Consider the following 18,383-nt stretch of genomic DNA (forward strand, 5'->3'; position numbering starts at 1 on the left):
GGATTAATCGTCCTTAATTGGAAGTGATATAGCAATTTTTAAGCCGCCCAGTTCAGAATGCTGAGCACTGATTTTACCATTATGCATTTTGACGATGTTTTCACAAATAGATAAACCCAAACCAGAACCACCATTAGCACGACTGCGGGATTTGTCTACGCGGTATAAGCGATCAAACAGTTTAGGTAATGCATCTTCAGGCACCGCGGGTGCACTATCTTCAATGGTTAATAATATATGGTCATTAGTTTGTTGTAAGTTAATGTGTATTTGCCCATTTTCATCTGTGTAACGATAGCTGTTTTCGAATAGGTTGCCGATAAGTTGGGCCAATGATTTAGCATCTGCTTTTAAGAGTGTCGGTTGACTGTGGTCGTATAAACGTTGAATGGCAATATGCTTATCCGTCAAACGTACTTCGTTTTGATTGGCAATATTATTGATGATATTAGTGATATCGACAGTATGTGATGTGTCGATAAGAATACCACTATCTGATTGAGATAATGAATATAAGTCATCAACTAAGCGGGTGAGAGTAATGACTTGATCGTGTAATGATCTAATATATTTTGGCTCCGGTTGTCGGATACCGTCTTCAATGGCTTCAATTTCACTGAGCAAGACCGCAATCGGGGTACGAAGTTCATGAGAAATATCGGCGAGCCATTGCTCTCGTGATAATTTCTGAGTCTTTAAGGTGGAGGTTAATAAATTAAATGCGAGGGATAGTTCGGCGAGTTCATCGTTACCGCGCACATCAATGTGATAATTAAAATTACCATTAGACAGTGATTTTGCTGCTGAGTGTAAGCTTTTTAAAGGTTTTAAAAGGTGACGAACTAATAACGCAGCAACAATAAATGAAAACAGGGCTGCCCAAGCTGCAATCCAATAAAAATTGTCCAACTGTTGGCGCAGGAAGCGTTCGGCTAAATGACCTTTAATGTTTTCTCTTTGGATAATGGATAACCAGCCAATTGTTTGTTCATTTTTGGTGATCGCAACCTTGGTAATTTGTATGTTGGCATGTAAACGACGTAAATTCTTACGCTTGCCAATAATGGATTTTTCATCTTTATCTAATAAATTAAGCCGTGCTTCGAGTCGGTTGTAATCAGGTCGGCTTTTTCTGGATGTCGGGCCTGAGTGATCCTTGGGTCTTCGGGGATATTCACCAATATTTCGTAAGAGTCTGTCCCATAATTCTGGTTGCTGTTGTAGCTGTCGCCACCCCTGGTCGGATGAATAATATGCGCTGATATCTTCAGCCATCGACTCGATTTTTTCGACTTCACTTTGATTAAGATAGCTTTGAAAGCCATTTTTAAAGCTATTGTTGATCAGTAATGCCATGCCGACCATCATCAGCATGCTAATGAGCATCAACGAGATAAACAATTTATGGAAAATGGTTAAACGCATTTAAGTGACCTTTGAATGAGTGAATCCAGATTATTATACCCAAGCTACTTCAAAATGCACAATCAGCAAATCGAAAGGAGCGAATATTCAAGGCATGAAGTCGAGGATTTAGTTATTCTAAATCAAGACTTCGTAACGTCGGAGATTCATTCATTCGGTTTGCCCTACGGGAGGCTAGCTGGAATAGCATCTTGAAGTAACTTGGGTATATATGTGCTTGTGGCTTATTGTGGAAAGGAAAAATCCATACAAAGATGGACTTTTCACTCATTAAGGTTCAGCTAATTAAGGCTAAGGGTGATGGTATTGCTGGAGATGATGATTTCATGGTAACTGGTCGTTGCATGCTGTAATGACACCACTTCAGCTAATAGCCTTTGTTGTTGGTTTAAAATATAAATGGGGCCTGAATAACTACAAGTATCAGAATTTATTTGTATGACCTGGCTATCGGGATTTGGAGCAAACACCGGGCCTAAAAATTTACCGTATTGTTTATAAATATTTATATTACAAGGTTGAGCACTATTTGAATCTATCTGTAATTGCATAGTGGTTGATGCTTGATAGTTCAAGGTACTTGATGCAGTGATATTTTGTAAGCTGTTGTTGTTGCTTGCTGTCGGAATAAAGCTGTCTTCATCCTGGGTCAGTTCTTGCCTCGCACCGTCCACTGTAGTCGTTGCCTGATTGCCTGATGGAGTGGTCGCGTTACCTGATGGTGAATCGCTGCCGCCACATGCCGAAATAGATATACAAATAACCGTGCAGATGAATGTTTTTTGTTTAAATGTCATGGCGATACCTACTGATACGTTTTATTTGTAATAGGATGATTAAACCAATTGGTATTTTGCTGTCCATCACTGAGAATGAAGCTAATAAACTCTGGATAAGCAATGGAGATATCCGTACCTTCATACGCAGGAGTCCACTGACTGCCGACTTCTATCGCCCAAGGTAAATTACGCTTATCTCTGTAAGTTCGTGATGGTGGTAGTGAGCGATCATCATGCTGGCCAAAATAGCTGGTACTACCAAGATCGGTAACGGGCATATCAGCTAAATGAACTTCAAAAGCGCGACCAGGCATGGTGCTGCCGTAGAAATCATTACGACTGCGGTTTTCACTACCAAAGATGAAAGGATCTAATGGCATAGCGGGCATCGCTGAAAAATTGATAGGTGTGATGAATGGGATGGTAATATCAAATGTGAACAGATCGTTATTTGCACAACCAAGCTCAGTGCGATAAAAACTTAACCCACAATTACTTTTTAGAAAAGTATGTTTGAGGTTTTCTGTAATCACTAAGACAGCATTGCTTTGACCTTGTTCTAATGGTGCTTCATCTTGCAATACCAGGCCATTATGACGGAGTTTAATAAGACCTTCATTTATTTGTGAACGTGCGATTCCAGGTAATTTTATCGCAAAGCCATTGGAATAATCAGCCCCGTAGGCGGCGAGTTGCCCTGACACATCTATTCTAGCCACTTTACTGTTTTGAATGACGAGTGTGACGCGATAGTACATCAATACATCATTAAAATCATAATCCCCGATTTCTGGCCACATATCTTCGTATGCGATGGTAACAAAATCATATTTACTCGGATAATACAAATAGGTGGTATTGGCTGTTGTGATGTTGATTTGGTAATCTTCGACTTCACCATAAACATAACCGCCATTATTACTTATATCAGCGATACTGCCGAGGCGAAAGCGTGACCAGCTTGCGCCAGGAGTTGCGCCATCCGGTACTCGAAACAGCACATCATGACTACCAGGTAATAGTTGTAAACCACTGATGGCTCGTTCGTTGGCATCATTGAAGTCACCATCACGATTCCAGTCAAACCACGCATTGAGGTAACTCGTTGCTTCACCACCAACGACGACATTGACTTGAGCATCTAAGCCTGGGATCAGACTGGTTTTAAATATGATACCGTCTTCATCATTAATACTGACACTGTCATCTGAACTTGGATAAATTCTCGCATCGGATTCGGCATCAATACTTGAGCCTAAAAAGTAGTTGTGATAGCTAATCAAATGGCGGGCACCATTATTTGCCAGTGTGGTGCCGTAAGAGTCTGGCGCATCCCCATAATCGGTATTAGAAGAGATCACCGGAGCACTGGCACAGCGAGCTCCGTCATTACTGTTGGTCGGAGCTGCTTGGGCAAAATACACGGTCGCACCCGAAATATTATTCGGATCAGTAATATCGGTACGATAAACATTACCGTCATTGTTGCGGACAAAATAAAGGTTACCTAAAATATCGAAATAAGCGGCACCAAACGCACTGCCGGGAGCGGTGAATCCGGTATTAGCGACGACAATTGCAGACCCATCTGTTGGGTTTATTTGATATAGATCGCCGGTCAAACTTTCAACCGCATATAAGTTGCCGTCGATAGGATGAAAGGCAAAGTCGGCAATGCCCATGCTTTGATTCGCCCCGGTTACTTGTTTGATGGTGAGGTAGTCGGGATCGCTGGCATCCAACGACGTATAGAAAAGACCAATATTCCAGCGGTAAAAATAATAGATATTATTGGAAATATCAGCGACATAAAAATTGTTAGATGGCGGGTTTTTAAACGGTAATACGGTGGCTTTAAAATCACGGTCAAATCTGACTAAAGAAAGTAATTGCTTATTAAATCCGTAAATGTAGCGATCGGTTTCATTGAAGGCCATGGCATTAATAGAATCTGAGCCTAAGTTATCGTCAATTTGTATTGTGCTCACTGCACCTGTGGATAAATCGACTGACTTATAATGGGTCGCGTTATTGGTGTATTGAGATAAAAATGCCTCGGTAGGGCAGAGGTCAAAAGGCGCGGCGTAGAGTAAATTTGGTACCGTTACATAGAATAATAACGAGACGAATATATAACGTATGTAGGCAAATTTAATCATATTTTCATTCCTCATTCCTTGGAAATGCATTTTGACGAGTGCCTAAGTTGTAATGCATATTTTAAGCCAATTGCTATTTACCGTATAAACAATGATTTACTCGGTTTGGCCTAATCAGATTTTGCAAATTGCAAAGCATAATGAAAATCAATTTGCAGATGCGGGTATTGTCATGGTGTAGTCGTCAGCGAGGGTTAAGTTCATTTATAACATCAGTATTTATGCATTAATGCTGGAGTTTTCGGGTTAGATCACACGTGTAAGTTTGGGTCATACCTTGTCGTTTAGAAGGCTAAAATACGCTTTTGTGCCGCTAAACATGATCGAGTTAACATTATATTTTACATGCTCGTTTAACAATCCTTAAATACGCCCTAGTTAAGTGATCTGACTCATAAAAATCTCCGAGTGCTTTTTTCTCAGCCTTTTTCATCCTCCTTAAATTAACCGGGGGTGGAGGAGGTCAGTTATTTTAAAACATCTTAGTATGAATTTGTCTTCGAGGCTGTGAGCAATGAGACTACCGCCTTAAAAATGAAACCAAACTCTTTCAAGGATTTAGAATATATGAAAAATTTAAATCGTGTTGCAATTGCTGTATCTGCTGCCTTACTCGTTTGAAAAAATAAGATTGGTCGTCTAGGTAATGAAAATGACCTGTACGTAGAGTTTGGTTTCCGCCAAGAATCACCAAAAATAGAGGGTATGGAAGATCAAAAATGGGTTGTCGACGCGATGATAGCGCAAGGCAACTCAGGTAATAATGGTTGGGAAGATGGTGACTTTAACGTTGCGCAATTTAACGTGCAAGCAACGGGTCTGATTGCGAGTGATAAAGAAGCCACAATGTGGGCGGGTAAACGTGACTACCCACGTAAAGATATTCATATTACCGATTTCTACTTCTTAAATACATCTGGTGGTGCTGGTGGTGGTATTGAAAACTTAAGTGTTGGCCCTGGTAAATTATCACTGGCGTGGTTGGTAAAAAATCAGAGTCGGTAAATGGCCATATCCTTGATGCATGTTATGCGGGTATCAACCTATGGAACAATGCGACGTTAGAAGTTGCTGCGGTATATAACTTTGCTAATGAAAAAGAACATCAAACCGTTAAAGCGGATGATGGTGTGATGTTAACCGCTATTTTACAGCAGGGCTTAAGCAACGGTTTTAACCAAACTGTATTGCCATACGGTACCAGTTCGTATAGTGCTCAGATGGCTGATTTAGGCTCTGGTGCATGGTTTGACCGCTCTGGTGATAAGAATGACGCGAAGGGTTACCGTCTGATTAACTGGGGTGTAGTGAGCTTTGGCGATAACATCGAAGTTAGTCATCAATTAATGTATGCAGCATCAACGGATGCGGAATACAGTGATGGTATTAAAAATAGCAAAGTAACAGTGAATGGCGATCATAGTTTAATGAGTGTTGTTATTCGTCCTATGTATAAATGGAACCAAAACATGAAGACGATTCTGGAACTTGGTGTGTTCTCTGAATCGTATGATGGTCGTGAAGATAAAGGCGGCAGCAAAATGACTATTGCTCAAGCATGGTCAATGGGTGACAGTTTCTGGGCGCGACCTGAACTACGTGTATTTGCGTAATATTTAACGGATGACGAAGGTACAACTATGGGCTCAAGTAAAGGCGATAGCGACTATACTATAGGTATGCAAGTTGAAGCTTGGTTCTAATACCTTGTGTACAGCGTGCATAAGTAACAAGCAAGATAGTTAAAGGGGAGTCATTTTTGTTTGCAGCAAAAACCCCGAATCATAAAAATGCCTAATGGTGAAAGCTGTTAGGTATTTTTTTTGAGGCTTTGTTATTTGAAGCAATCGCAGCAGAAATTGTATCTCAAAAATTCAGAATGCTGCAAGTCCAATATTGGCGGTCTAATGGGGAAAAGTGAAAGCCTTACATAACTTAACTGAAATTTAGGGGCTCAAATAGCCAATATGACATATTGGCTATTTTTATTTAAAGGTGGAATTAACGCGTCGTTTCTTTATTATTTTATGGTCAGTTGATGTCAGATAACATTTTGATAAATAATATAATTATGGATCAATAATGTGAGCGGTAATAAAAAATCAGCGTTCGATCTGCTGACTATCTCATGTTTCAACGGCTCATACCTGCTGTATTTTTAAATTACCGACGTGGACAGTGTTTCAAATCAAAGCATTTTTCACTGTTTTGGGTAGATTGGCAAGATAACCAAAATAATGCAGAGCATAGACCTGCATATAGTTGTAAAGAGGCAGCAATGATAAATGTCACGTTCAATGGACAAATATTTTCCGTAAATGCGCATCAAACTCTACTTGAAGTGGCAACAGACTGTAATGTTGACATTCCGTCACTGTGTGGCTTGAATAAACATGGCGAGAAAGTGTCATGTGATCTTTGTGTCGTCGATATTGCCGGGCAAGGTATTCAACGCGCTTGTGAGATGACACCTGTCGAGGGTATGGCTGTCACGACAACATCTGCAACCTTGTCTGCGTTACGTCAAAAATCGTTAAACCGTATTCTCTCTGATCACTATGCAGATTGTGAAGCGCCATGTCAGACTGCGTGTCCTGCAGGTGTCGATATTCAATCTTACCTTTACCATATTTCCCAAAACGACCATGCCAAAGCCGTCGAAGTGATTAAACGTACGCTACCAATGCCGTTGTCGATTGGTCGCGTGTGTCCGGCATTTTGTGAGATCGAGTGTCGTCGTGGTTTGGTGGATGAACCTGTCGCCATTCGTCAATTGAAACGCCATTCCGCCGATATTGATTTGGAAGCGCAAGCACAATACGTGCCGCTCAAGAAACCGCTAAAAGGTAAATCCATTGCCGTTGTCGGCAGTGGCCCTGGTGGCTTGACCTGTGGTTATTACCTCACGAACGAAGGTTATGATGTCACCGTATTTGAAGCTATGCCAGATGCGGGGGGTTGGCTACGTTATGGCATCCCTGAATACAGATTACCAAAAGCCATTCTTGCTAAAGAAATCGAGATCATGTGTCGTAACGGCATGCAGGTGCTGACCAACAAGAAATTGGGTGATGACTTTACCTTAACTCAACTAACCCAAGACTATGATGCGGTGTGTTTGGCTGTTGGTGCGTCGCAAGCCGTCGATATGCAATATAGCGGCAGTGACTTTGATGGCTGTTATTTAGGGGTTGACTACCTCAAAGATTACGTGACTGACGGCCACTACACCACAGGTAAAAAAGTAGCGGTTATTGGTGGTGGTAATACCGCAATTGACTGCGCCCGCACCGCAGTGCGAGATGGCGCTGATACTACATTGATTTACCGTCGTACTCGCGCCGAGATGCCTGCGGAAGATTATGAAATTCTGGAAGCAGAACATGAAGGGGTGAAATTCCACTTTCTGACCAACCCCGTTGAAAATATAGCGGATGTAAATGGCCGTGTATGCGAAATAAAATTAGAAAAAATGGCCTTGGGAGAACCGGATGCGTCTGGCCGTCGCCGCCCCGAGAAAACCGGAGAATACTTTACCGAAGCTTTTGATACTGTGATTGCTGCTGTTTCGCAAAAACCTGATTTGAGTTTCATGGACAAAGAAACCTTGGACTTACCGCTGACACGTTGGAATACCCAAGATGCGCATCCAGACACTATGCATTCTGGTGTGGGTAATATCTTTAGTATCGGTGATTTTCGTCGTGGTCCTGCGACAGCGATTGAAGCGGTTGCTGACGGCCGGATTGCGGCAGAAGCGATCGACCGGTTTTTTGCCGGTGATATGGACAATATTCCGGTTAAACAATTTAACTCGCAAAAAGCCCGCAAGCTAAAACAGGTGGATACGGCGCAGTTTGATCGCATTAAACAGGCGATGCGGTCGGTGATGCCCGAGTTAAGTCCGCAACAACGCGAGTTAAGCTTTGCTGAAGTGGAAACAGGCTTTGACAATGATGAAGCGATGCGTGAAGCCGCACGTTGTTTAGAGTGTGGTTGTCAGGCCAATACCGACTGCCAGTTACGTGATTTTGCCACCGAATATAAGGTTGCTGATACTAACGTTAGTCAAGAAGGTTGTCAGAAATTCGCCGTTGATGATAGTTCTGAGTTCATCGTCTTTGATGCCAACCGTTGTATCAGTTGCGGTCAATGTGTCGATGCGTGTAACGAACAAGCGGTGCACGGTGTGCTTAGTTTCATGAAAAGTGAAGATGGTACATCAGCCAGTCGTCCTGAATGCCGTCCTGGTTTTGAAAACGGTTTTAGCATGGGTGATTCAAACTGTGTGCAGTGTGGTCGCTGTGTACAAGTATGTCCGACTGGCGCCTTGGTCGATAGCCGTGATAAATCCCAAGGGCGCATTGAAATACTGAAACCCGTCGATACCATTTGTACGTATTGTGGTGTGGGTTGCAAGTTAACCCTGTTCGTTGACGAAGCGCAGAATAAGATCCGTTATGTACAAGGGGTAAAAGATTCACCCGTAAACCAAGGTATGTTATGTGTGAAAGGGCGTTTTGGCTTTGATTTTGTCAGTAGTAAAGAACGGCTAACCACGCCCCTGATCCGTAAAAATGGCGAGCTACAGCCAGCCAGCTGGGAAGACGCGATCACGCTGGTGGCCGCCAGGTTTAATGCCATCAAAACCAATCATGGCGGTAATGCACTGGCGGGTTTCTCGTCAGCAAAAACCACCAATGAAGATAACTTTGCCTTCCAGAAATTCATTCGCCGGGAATTAGAAACCAACAATGTCGATCACTGTGCGCGTTTGTGTCATGCCTCTACCGTTACTGGGCTTGAAGCATCCATAGGTAGTGGCGCGATGACCAACGATATCCCGAGTATCAAACATTCGGATATGATATTCATTATTGGCTCGGATACCACGTCTGCCCACCCGATCATTGCATCGCACATCAAACAAGCGATCCGGCATGGCAAGGCGCGTTTGATTGTTGCCGATCCAAAACGCATCGATATTGCCGATCATGCGCAGTTATATGTCGCGCACCGTCCGGGTACCGATGTGATGTTGATAAACGGTATTATGCAACAGATCATTAAACACGGTTGGCATGATCAGGCTTACATTAGCGATCGCACCGAAGGTTTTGATGCGCTAGCAGCGGAGGTCATGTCTGACAATTACGCACCGGATAAAGTGGAATTGATCACCGGCGTAAAAGCGCAAGATGTGATTAAAATGGCAGAAATGATCGGCACTGCCGACCGAACTGCGGTGTATTATTCCATGGGGATCACGCAGCACACCACAGGTCATGATAATGTCCGTTCCGTTGCTAATCTGCAAATGCTGTGTGGCAACATAGGTATTGAAGGGGGCGGCATTAATCCGTTACGTGGTCAGTCTAATGTGCAAGGTGCCTGTGACATGGGGGCGTTGCCAAACAGCTTTCCGGGATATCAGAAAGTCTATGATCCTGAAGTTCAAGAAAAATTCGCTAAAGCGTGGAACAGGTCTAATTTGCCCAAAGAAGCGGGTTTAACGCTGACAGAGATCATTGATGCCGCGTGTCACGGTGAGGTGAAAGGTCTGTATGTTATGGGTGAAAACCCGGTACTGAGCGATCCGAACCAAGCCCACGTTATTGACGCGCTTGAGCAATTAGACTTCTTGGTAGTGCAAGATATCTTCTTAACGGAAACCGCGCAATACGCGGATGTGGTATTACCCTCGTGCTCATTTGCCGAAAAATCGGGTCACTTCACCAATACCGAACGTCGTGTACAACGTATTTCACCCGCGGTTAAACCACCGGGCGAAGCGAAAGAAGATTGGCTGATCATTCAAGACATTGCCAACGCGATGGGCAGTGACTGGGCATATCAATCTGTTGAGGATATTACCAAAGAGATCACCCAATTGACGCCACAATATGCGGGCATCCATTGGCATCGCGTGGGTAAAGATGGACTGCAATGGCCCTGTCCTGATGACGCATCGCCAGGTACCCGTATTATGCATACCGAACAATTCACCCGTGGTAAAGGTGAAATGGTCGCGGTGCCGTTCCGTTATGCGGCGGAATTACCTGATGATGAGTATCCGTTGATACTGACCACTGGTCGTTTACTTGAGCAGTTCCATACTGGCACCATGACACGTAAAACCAAAGGGTTAGATAACCTGGCGGGACCACGCGCGATGATCTCGGTAGCGGATGCCGAACGGTTAGGGGTTGCTAATGGTGACATGCTGACGGTAACGACACGTCGAGGCAGCATTGATACGCCAGCGTTTGTGACTAAGCGGATGCAAGAAGGGGTGGTGTTTGTGCCATTCCACTTTGCGGAATCACCCGCGAATCGTTTGACCACCACAGCCACGGATCCACATGCCAAGATCCCCGAGTTTAAAGTGGCCGCAGTGAAGATCGAAAAAGCGTCATTGCCACGTATATTGCTTAGATAATTGCGTTAACGTTATTGGTTTAGTTAAGCGCGGTCAATGTCAAACTGCAGTGACCACCGTCGCTGGTCACTGCAGTTGAGTTATGGCATTTTTATGCAAATCGTTACAACTGGGGCGTATTTATAAATCTCAGCGTTTTTGTTGGATCTAGGTAGGCGCGAATGAACTGGTTCATGTCTGCAACGGATATGCTGTCGAATATTGCGGGAGCATCTTCTGTTGATCCGAGTGCATAATTGAATAAATGATCACGGTGTAACAACCACTGTTTATTTGGTGATTCATTTAATGAATAAGCTAAATCTTGTGTTATTGTTTTTTTATTTTCGTTCAGTTGAGCTTCGGTTATACCATTCGTAAGTAAATCACTGATGATGCTATCGACCACCTGTTGGGTTTGTTCAACATCTTCAACTTTAGTAATTAACTCAATCATAACTTGAGTAAATGCCTGACCCGCTGCTTGATCGCGTACCATAACATAAGGGGAATAAGTTAAGGATAATTGCTCCCTCACGATCTTGGTCAGCGTTTTGCTCATGATCGCCTGCATGAGTTCTGCCTGATAAACTTGTTTAATACCTTGATTTGGGGTGTCTGTGACAGTGTAAAACAGCACCTGCCCATTATCTTGCGGATAGCTTGTTTCATTAAGCTGAGTCATTTTTGTTATCAACGATTGAGCAGGGTGGTCAAAGGTATTATTTGTCCCCTTCGGTAAACTCGCCACGTATTGCAATATAAGTGGCTTTAACTGCGCCGTATCAAAGTCGCCGACGATAGTTAACTTATAACCATTAACGTTATTAAAGAGTGTTTGATAAAGCCTTTCAACATCACTTTGTTGCACCTCTGCGAGTTCTTTCGCTGAAATTCGCGCCTGCTGAGGATTATTGGGAAACAGAATATCATCTACTTTTATCCATGTTGCCGTTGTTGGTAACGCGAGATTATTTTGCAGATGTTCAATACTCCCTTTCTTTTCTAACGCAAATACCTGCTCATTAATGCCAGCGTTGGTCACACTGCTATACAGCATCGAGAATAGTAGTTCTAGGCTCTTGGGTTCATTAATCGAATACAGATTGAAACCATGATTGTTGGCTTCGATCACTGGCATTATGTCGATGCGCTCTTGGTTAAATTGTTGCTGTATCGCTTGTGCTGATACGCCCGCTAAACCGCTATTCATATAACTGTTTATCAACAGGTAATTGGCTGCGCGTTGTTTTTTGGTAAATGAATTGATACCGCCAGGGGCTGTGAAACTCATATTAATGGTGTTTTTAACGCTATGATCAGGTTGTAAAACAACACTTACTCCATTGCTTAACTGCCACTGGGTTATTTGTGTATCAGTGTCAAAACGTTCACTGTCGATCTTACTTGTTCCGCCATTTTTTGTAACGATAGGCAGTGTTAGCGTTTCAATTTCAATCGCTATATTGTTAATGGGTTTATTAATCGCATCGGCAAATATTTTATCTGCCGCCAATACGTCAGGTTTTTTGGCTTGATATGGTGTAGCGAAGGTCATCTTATGTGGGCTGTTGATCAGTGTTTTGGCGAACTGATTTAATTCTTCAAGACTGACTGTGGCCAGCAATAACTGATAAGCTCGCTGCTCATTCTCTAGTGTGTATTCAATATTACCGCTCGACCAAGCATTAATTACTTCATCGGCTAGTTGTTGCGAATTTTTATTACTATAAATAGTACTGAGTTCGGCTTGTGCTGATTTGATTTGAACCAGTTGTTGCTGATACTCAGCTTGGCTAAAACCGTGTTGGTGTATGCGTGCTAACTCCTGCGCAATAAATTTAACAGCTTGTTGGCTTTCATTTTTTTGATGACTAACATAAATATTTTCGAATGCTTTGTTGCCCAACAATTGATTGTAGAAAAGACCGACTTCATGGAAGGGTTGAGCGCGTTGGTTGTTGGCTGCATTCAAACGATAATTAAATAACTGATCCAACATATCCAGTTTCAACGAATGACTGATACCTTCGCTATTGGTAATTTTCAACATAGGTATTTCGAAGTACAGATCTGTTTGTGAAAAATTAATCACTTTACTGCTATAAACCTGAGTTGTGGTTTTTAATGCTGGCGGTGTTAAGACAGGCTGTTGCTTGGTGTTTTGAGATGTCTCTATGGTTGAAAATAATGCGGTGATTAATTGAGTTGTGCTCTCACTATCCACATCACCCGCTATCACTAATCTGGCATTATCCGGACGATACCAATCTTTGTAAAAAGTGTTAATAGAGGCGACTGTGCTGTTATTGATGCTTTTAAGCGTCCCGATTGGTAAACGTCTTTGATATTCACTGTTTTCTATATAATCATCGAACAGGGCGTAGTAATAAGATTTTTCTTGCTGTGTGCTCTGGAGATATTCATTTTCGACGACGCCTTTCTCTTTATCTAACTCATGCTGTTCCAATTCTATATCGGTTAAAATATCACGTAAATACAGCAAGGTATCTGCGAGTAATTGGGTATTATCTTTAGGAATAGAGAGGCTGTAGACCGTTTCATCAAAAGAGGTGTAGGCATTAATGTCATGACCAAATGTTAATCCTGACTTTTCAAATAGCTCAACTATTTTTAGCTTGGGAAAGTTTTTGGTGCCGTTAAAGGCCATATGCTCAAGCAGATGTGCATAGCCTGATTGTGCATCTGTTTCACTGAATGATCCCGATTTGATCATCAAGCGTAACTCAATCTTATCTGAGTTTTCTGGCTTAGCATGAATGGCATAAAAGAAACCGTTATCAAGCGTGTTGCTGCTCACTGTGGCTATTGCGTCGGTTTGATAGGGGTTATTTGCACAGCTAGACAGGGCGAATAGGGCAAAAGAAATCAATAATAATTTTCTACAGAACATCATAATTAAAAATAACTCGTTAATAATTTATAGTTACAGAGGTGCATACAGCCTCAGGATTTTTATGTCATTGAATGATAAACATTTTTATAGCAATTGGTTATCTTATAAGAACAGCGGGTAGAGCAGTAGGGAATAGTGCGTGTAAATCACAACAATGTGATTTACATAGAGTAATTACAATATGTTACAAATCTTAATGATATTCACTTTGATTTAAGTGTGACGGTTTTAATGCAAACGTAAGATATTATAAGGTAGGTTCAAACTGCAGCCTTCATTCTCTTACCAAATATACGTACTTGAATTGCTCCCTAAATACGCCTAACATTGAATAAATAAACAGTTGTTTTGGGCGGTTATATAATTCATGAACATCATTCCGATTTTGGCGAGTGCGGGTATTACTGGTTTTGAAAGTCCGGCGGCTATCATCTAAGGTATCTCAATAAGAACCAACATTTTTGATTTTAAATAAAACACGATGCCGATATAAATAAAAATACCAGCAGCACCAATAGTTCTACACATATCAATAACAGTTTCAATATTCATCGTGATAAAATTCCATTTTTATTTTGACTTGAATGTTGATTCTGGAAGCTCGCATGGTAGAGTTCTTCACCCTTTTTCTTTCTCCATGAACCTCCCTCTGCTCCGCCCAAGTAACCTCCGATAGAACCCGCTACTAGACTACACCAAAATGCACTAGTGCCCAAAGATTCAAAACCGAATAATAAATTACAAGTCAGGTAAGTTGCGGTAAATCCTGCACCTATGCCGCCTACAATACTACCAGCTGCCTTACCTGTTTCCGAATATTTAGCTTTAGTGCATGAATCGTTATTATTAGTAAGGCAGGCTTTTCGTATATTAATCGTGGCATCGATACCAGTTAAAGCAATTCCAACATAACCAGCGCGCTTTAGGTTACGTGACATTTTTGCAACTATTTCGTAATTCTTAGCGAAATGAGGAATTGTTTGAGCTGAACCACCTGATTTGTTCCATTGACGAACTGTACTTCTGCTACTTATACCAAGATTATTACGAATATTACCAGGTAAAATTCGTCCACCTATTTCAGGCTGACCAAAGCGAAGTAATGCTGTATTTAGTTTACTAAAATGCATTTTTCGTTGTTGAAAGAAAGTGTTATTACTTAAATTACCATGTGAATTGTAACTAGTGATATACGTACTTTCAATCTGTTGAAGTATGGCTTTGACTTGGGCTACATGAGCGTTCCATGATGAATTACTGACACCAAGGAGGTTGATGAAAAAAGTATGAATTAGCCTGTAGTGAATCATTATCGCTTCACAAAAAATCCGTCAGTAGAGCTCGTTATACAAGCTCATGGCTGTATTCGATGTACTGAATCAAAAATACGGTCGTGATACTTTGTTTTTAGGCGCGCAAGGCATAGATAAGAAATGGGCAATGCGACGTAACATGCTAACCCCACAATACACCACCAAATGGTTAGATTTACCTAAGGTGAGGTGTTGTTCAGCGGTTAATACTACTAGATTAGTAAAAAAACATCATCGTGATGGCCTACAACAGACGCTCTCATAGCCGCAGCAAGCAAAGCCATGTATAATGCAAGCATAAAAGACACGACCCCTAAATTCCTCCATATCATCTTTGATGCGGCAGAAATAACGAAAGTCGCCATTCAATTTACCAACGGTCTGTATCGTAACAGCGTTGTATATAACTAGGAAATAGACATGTTTTTGCTAAATAACACAAATAATAAAAATTACAAAAAAAGCTATCCAACAGAATCAGATGTTATATTTGATATCACGGAAAAGCAATTGGGGAATATTAAAAATGCTGCTTGGAACGAACTTCGAGAAGGAAGTATCGTATGTGTAGTAACAAGCACAAGAAAGGTCAGTACTTTTTGCAAAGTGACAGCAATTAAAGGTCTTGGAGACAAGGATGCTGATGGTGGCGAAACATTTATTCTATGCGGTGTGGTAATAGCAAAGCTAATGCCGGAAAGTAATATGGGTTTACTGCTTAGTAAATTCAGTGTAAAGCACCAATATCTGACCAATAGTAAATTTAGCATTGGCTCGCATGTTGCAGAAATGGGCTCGGATTTAGACGCCTTACAGGTAAAAACCAGACACGGCCTGAAAAGCATCAGTGAGCTTAAAGAAATCATCTCATAAAGCGCTCAAGTTCGACGCTCGTATCAGGGCGTCACTTGACCTAAGCTTCTTATTTCTCATCACAATGTACCCATATTGATATATGTTGCGTCAGATCATACTGCTATCAAACCAACGCGACACTGCCAACAAAAATAAACCACTAATATAATGATAATAAAAGAATTTATGCGATTTTTTATGAGGATTTAATAATACTTTAATGTCGTTATCGCAATTCCTTTGAAATAAGTTTCGTGAGTAAAGCACAATCTGTTGTCGTTATTTCATTTAATGATGAAAGGGTATCTGATATGTCTGCGTTTTAACCCTGCAGACCGTATTGAGTGCATATTAACCACCATGGAGATCACTTTTACCCTGAAATGTTATTGAGTGATCTCCATGAATGTTATTGGACAAACTTGCTTTTTTTACTGCCCTGCAGGTGTATTTAACCGTTATTCTGTTCATTTTGATGAAGGGAATAACTATGCCAACGGCACCTATATCTATGCGTAAATTAAAAGAGATCCTTAGACTCAAATACGGTTGTTCACTGAGCCATCGTCAAGTCGCTAAAAGTTTATCTATCTCCCCCTCAGTGGTATCTCGTTATGCCAATCGAGCAGCCCAAATGGGGATCACCTCATGGCCGTTATCTGAGGAATGGGATGATGTGACTCTTCATCAAAAATTTCTGCACACTACCGTCAAAACCAATCCCCAAATCACCACCCCAGATTGGTCGGTGATCCATCAAGAACTCAAGCCAAAAACAATGACTCTGCAATTACTATGGGAAGAATACAGAGAACGAAATAACAATAAATTCTATAGTTACAATCACTTCTGCCGGCTATATAAGAAATGGCTTGGTTGTCAAAAACCATCGATGCGACAACAGCATAAGGCGGGTGAAAAACTATTTATTGATTACTGTGGGCCGACGATGAACATTATTGATCCTACAACCGGTGAAATTAAAACGGCACAAATTTTTGTTGCCGTGATGGGTGCCTCTAATTACACCTATGCAGAAGCCACGTGGACCCAAGGTCTAGAAAATTGGGTGATGAGCCACGCTCGCTGTTTCGCCTTTTTAGGCGGTGTTCCTGAGCTCTTGATCCCAGATAATTTAAAAAGCGGTACAACCAGAGTGTGCCGCTATGATCCCGATATCAACCCGACATATTCACAGATGGCCGCACATTATAATACGGTTATCGTGCCGTCTCGCCCTTACAAACCCAAGGATAAAGCCAAAGCTGAAGTGGCGGTACAGATCGTAGAGCGTTGGATCATGGCAGCATTGAGGCATGAAGACTTTTTTTCTTTGCGACAATTAAATATCCGGATCGAAGAATTGCTACTTGAACTCAATCAACGGGCCATGAAAGTGCATCCTGGTACGCGTCATTCACAATTTATTGCCATTGATAAGCCAGAATTGAAACCCTTACCCCTTGAACCGTATATCTATACCCAAGTGAAAATGGTGACTGTACATATCGACTATCACATTGATATAGAAAAGCATTATTACTCTGTACCGCATTCACTGATAAAGAAAAAACTCGAAGCGCATATTACCGGTGAACTCGTCACGGTATACCATCAGGGAATGAGTGTGGCCGTGCATCCACGATCTCACAAACGCGGCGCACACAGCACGCTTGATGCTCATATGCCTGTTGCACATTGAAAACAAGGGGAATAGAATGAAAACAATTTATAATCAACTGACTACGCTTGGTTTGTCCAGCATCAAAGACGCCCTCACATTACAGACGGAACAGCCGACGCATTACCGAGAACTCGCGTTCGAAAAAAGGCTAAGCTTACTGCTTGATAATGAGCTTAACGCACGTTCACAACGTAAAATCGCGCGCTTAACACGGCAAGCTAAATTCAGAGTTCATGCTGGCATAGAGCAGTTAGATTATCGTGCCAAGCGCAACCTGAATAAGTCACAGATCCGAACCTTGGCGCAGGGCGAGTGGTTGCGATTACATCAAAATATATTGATCACCGGGGCAACAGGGTGTGGCAAAACATACCTTGCCTGTGCCTTCGGGCATCAGCATTGCCAACAAGGGCAAAGCGTATTTTATTTTAGGCTGAAAGAACTACTCGAAAAAATGTTTTTTGCACAGGCTGACGGAACCTATCGAAAACTGATAGGAAAGTTAACCAATGCAGATTTACTGATCTTGGATGATTGGGGACTGGAGCCATTAAATGCACAGCAACGAAGCGATTTACTTGAACTGATTGATGCCCGATATGACAGTAAATCGACTTTAATTGCCAGTCAATTACCGCAAGAACATTGGTACAAAATGATCGGAGAATCGACGCATGCTGATGCAATTCTGGACCGACTGGTACATGGCTCGATAAAGATAGAATTAGAGGGCGAATCAATGCGAAAAATGACCAATAACTTGACTGATGGAGATCACTCAGTATAAATTAAACCTAGCTCTACAGACGGAGAAAAAAGTGATCTCCATGAAT

At 41.9% G+C, this 18,383-nt stretch carries 8 protein-coding genes and 3 pseudogenes; 6 read left to right on the forward strand and 5 right to left on the reverse strand.

Translation table 11 applies throughout. The features are described 5' to 3' along the window. Positions 1-3: 3 nt before the first annotated feature. The 3 genes from MORIYA_RS20170 to MORIYA_RS20180 form a co-directional block, all read right to left on the reverse strand. The gene (locus MORIYA_RS20170) at positions 4-1,425 is read right to left on the reverse strand and encodes an ATP-binding protein (RefSeq protein ID WP_112718174.1); all 1,422 of its coding nucleotides are present in this window, start codon (positions 1,423-1,425) and stop codon (positions 4-6) included. A 281-nt stretch (positions 1,426-1,706) separates the two neighbouring features. After that, the gene (locus MORIYA_RS20175) at positions 1,707-2,222 is read right to left on the reverse strand and encodes a hypothetical protein (RefSeq protein ID WP_112718176.1); all 516 of its coding nucleotides are present in this window, start codon (positions 2,220-2,222) and stop codon (positions 1,707-1,709) included. 8 nt (positions 2,223-2,230) lie between these two features. Next, complete coding sequence (locus MORIYA_RS20180) at positions 2,231-4,363, reverse strand: LruC domain-containing protein (protein ID WP_112718178.1); 2,133 nt, start codon at positions 4,361-4,363, stop codon at positions 2,231-2,233. A 657-nt stretch (positions 4,364-5,020) separates the two neighbouring features. On the opposite strand from MORIYA_RS20180, the pseudogene MORIYA_RS20185 reads away from it, so the two are divergent. Together MORIYA_RS20185 and fdhF are read left to right on the forward strand one after the other, a co-directional pair. Continuing rightward, a pseudogene (locus tag MORIYA_RS20185) lies at positions 5,021-5,976 on the forward strand (carbohydrate porin). Positions 5,977-6,641: 665 nt separating this feature from the next. Further along, positions 6,642-10,802 (forward strand): formate dehydrogenase subunit alpha, encoded by a 4,161-nt coding sequence (gene fdhF, locus MORIYA_RS20190; RefSeq protein ID WP_112718180.1) that lies wholly within the window; start codon positions 6,642-6,644, stop codon positions 10,800-10,802. A 103-nt stretch (positions 10,803-10,905) separates the two neighbouring features. On the opposite strand, the gene MORIYA_RS20195 is transcribed toward fdhF, so the two are convergent. Beyond that, positions 10,906-13,698: a M16 family metallopeptidase gene (locus MORIYA_RS20195; RefSeq protein ID WP_112718182.1), complete on the reverse strand. Its 2,793-nt coding sequence runs from the start codon at positions 13,696-13,698 to the stop codon at positions 10,906-10,908. A 548-nt stretch (positions 13,699-14,246) separates the two neighbouring features. Next, complete coding sequence (locus tag MORIYA_RS20200; RefSeq protein WP_112718184.1) at positions 14,247-15,008, reverse strand: hypothetical protein; 762 nt, start codon at positions 15,006-15,008, stop codon at positions 14,247-14,249. A 43-nt stretch (positions 15,009-15,051) separates the two neighbouring features. Between MORIYA_RS20200 and MORIYA_RS20205 the strand changes: the two are divergent. The 4 genes and pseudogenes from MORIYA_RS20205 to istB form a co-directional block, all read left to right on the forward strand. Further along, positions 15,052-15,204: pseudogene (locus MORIYA_RS20205) on the forward strand (DUF4113 domain-containing protein); the annotation flags it as partial. A gap of 227 nt (positions 15,205-15,431) precedes the next feature. Then, positions 15,432-15,884, forward strand: a complete 453-nt coding sequence (locus tag MORIYA_RS20210) for a hypothetical protein (protein WP_112718186.1) — start codon at positions 15,432-15,434, stop codon at positions 15,882-15,884. A 472-nt stretch (positions 15,885-16,356) separates the two neighbouring features. Then, positions 16,357-17,565 (forward strand): annotated as a pseudogene (gene istA / locus MORIYA_RS20215) (IS21 family transposase); the annotation flags it as partial. A gap of 19 nt (positions 17,566-17,584) precedes the next feature. Next, positions 17,585-18,337, forward strand: coding sequence for an IS21-like element helper ATPase IstB (gene istB / locus MORIYA_RS20220; protein ID WP_112718188.1), 753 nt, complete (start codon positions 17,585-17,587; stop codon positions 18,335-18,337). Positions 18,338-18,383 lie beyond the last annotated feature (46 nt).

This window comes from Moritella yayanosii, assembly GCF_900465055.1.
In the GTDB taxonomy this organism is placed as follows: Bacteria; Pseudomonadota; Gammaproteobacteria; order Enterobacterales; family Moritellaceae; genus Moritella; species Moritella yayanosii.